Here is a 2,038-nt window from a genome sequence, read left to right on the forward strand (position 1 = left end):
TTGAGAAAACAATAAAAGAAGGCACAGTTACAAAACCAGTAATTATTAATGAGGTTCAACGAAATATATAATCGACAGTGAAATTCTAAAAAAGAAAAAATGAGCGACTTTCTAATCAAATCGACAATTACTTTATTCGTACTACTAGCGGTGTATTATTTGTTTTTGGAAAAAGAAAAAATACACGTTTTCAATAGGTTTTACTTGTTGTTCAGTCTTGTTTTTTCGATGGTACTTCCATTCATAACTATCGAAGTAATTCAGGAAATAGCACAACCTACAGTCAATCCAGGAAATATCCAAATACTACAAGGAAGAGCTTTAATACGGGAGGAAACTAACTATTTAGCAATAGGATTATGGAGTTTGTATGCTGTAGTAACACTCGTTTTAGCAATACGTTTTGCCAGTAATATCAATACCATTTCGTCTAAAATGAAGTCGAATACACCAATTGAATATAAGAATGCCAAATTGATTTTGGTTACCGAAAAAACACTGCCACACACTTTCCTGAATACGATTTTCATCAACGAAACAGAATACAACAACCGTGAAATTGAAGCCGAATTGTACACACACGAACTCACGCATGTGAATCAAAAACACACGTTGGATATTTTATTCATCGAACTATTGAAAACCGTTTTTTGGTTCAACCCTATTTTTATTTTTTACAAAAAAGCCATACAACTCAACCACGAATTTCTTGCCGATGAGAAAGTAGTGACCTCCTATAACAATGTTCCGTTCTACCAATCCTTATTACTATCGAAAGCGAACGAGAACCAAACTTTTTACTTGGCCAGTAATTTGAATTATTTAATAACTAAAAAACGTTTACTCATGATGACAAAAACCACATCAAAAATAGAAGCTTTATTAAAAAAAGCAATGCTAATTCCTGTAGTAACTGCCTTATTGTTTTTATTGTGTACGAAAGTCGTTGCGCAAGAAACCAATGTAAAAAAAGAAACTGCCCCTGCGAAATCCGGAAATTTACTTAAAACGTATTACGACAAAACTACTTTTAAAATCAAAGATGAAAAAGGAAAGGTTGCCAGCGAAAAAAAATACAATGAGCTAACAACCGCAGAAAAGAGAGCTATACCTTCTATCCTATCCAAGCAAAAAGAATTGCCTACAAACGAGGAACTTCTGGCAACATTAAGCAAAGGAGCTCCTGAAGTAATTGAAATTGATGCGTATGATTCTGAAAATCAGTTTGTCCAAAAAGGGGAAAATGAAGTCTATAATACCGCTGGAATAACAGAAAAACCAAATTTTCCGGGAGGAATTATTGAATTTTACAAATTTGTCGGCAATAATTTTAAAACTCCAGAACAACCCAATTTAAAAGGGAAGGTTTACATCACTTTTATCATTGAAAAAGACGGTAGTTTAAGCGACATAAAAAACTTACGAGATATTGGCTATGGAACCGGTGAAGAAGCCATTCGTGTTTTGAAAATATGCCCAAGATGGATTCCCGGAAAAATGAACGGTGAACCTGTGAGAGTAATGTACAGCTTACCAATAACGATTCAATCTAAATCATAATAGTAAAAAAGAAATCCGCTTCAAAAGAAGCGGATTTACAAAACTAATATTTTATGAGTTGTAGACGTGGCGAACTGCGTTACCAAGATTTTTCTAATAAGTTAAATTTCTTGCGAAAAACAAACATGATTTTACCACATAATTCGCCATTTTTGCAAACCGCTATTAGCAGTAGTACTTATTTTCTTTTATTCTGATTTAGAAACTTAACCAATTCACTGACTAAAGTTATGGGGTTTTGTTCGTGATATTTTTTGTCAACTTGTGCTTGATAAATTGTTTCAGCTCTTTCTATTGCTTTTTCTTGTGATGCCTTATCATCATTGTTTAATTTGTCATAGACCGATTTACAAAAGTTATATTTTTTTCCATCTTTTTCATAGTTGATATTCCATTCTTTACTTAAGAATGAATAGTAGAAGCTCCTATGATTTTTATTATCATTGTACTGATAGTGAAGATAGAACCACAATTCAAA

Annotated in this window: 2 protein-coding genes; one reads left to right on the forward strand and one right to left on the reverse strand. The window is 32.7% G+C overall.

Translation table 11 applies throughout. The features are described 5' to 3' along the window. The first annotated feature begins 99 nt into the window (after positions 1–99). Positions 100–1,560 carry a M56 family metallopeptidase gene (locus AC061C_RS15635; protein WP_478291940.1) on the forward strand — a complete coding sequence of 487 codons (1,461 nt, stop codon included), beginning with the start codon at positions 100–102 and terminating at the stop codon, positions 1,558–1,560. A 178-nt stretch (positions 1,561–1,738) separates the two neighbouring features. On the opposite strand, the gene AC061C_RS15640 is transcribed toward AC061C_RS15635, so the two are convergent. Further along, the coding region (locus AC061C_RS15640) for an RloB domain-containing protein (protein ID WP_478291941.1) at positions 1,739–2,038 on the reverse strand (300 nt) is incomplete at its 5' end.

It is taken from the genome of Flavobacterium sp. GNP010 (assembly GCF_056428945.1).

Coding starts and splice junctions, on each gene's coding strand:
- AC061C_RS15635 (WP_478291940.1), top strand. CDS start 100: ATGAGCGACTTTCTAATCAAATCGACAATTACTTTATTCGTACTACTA.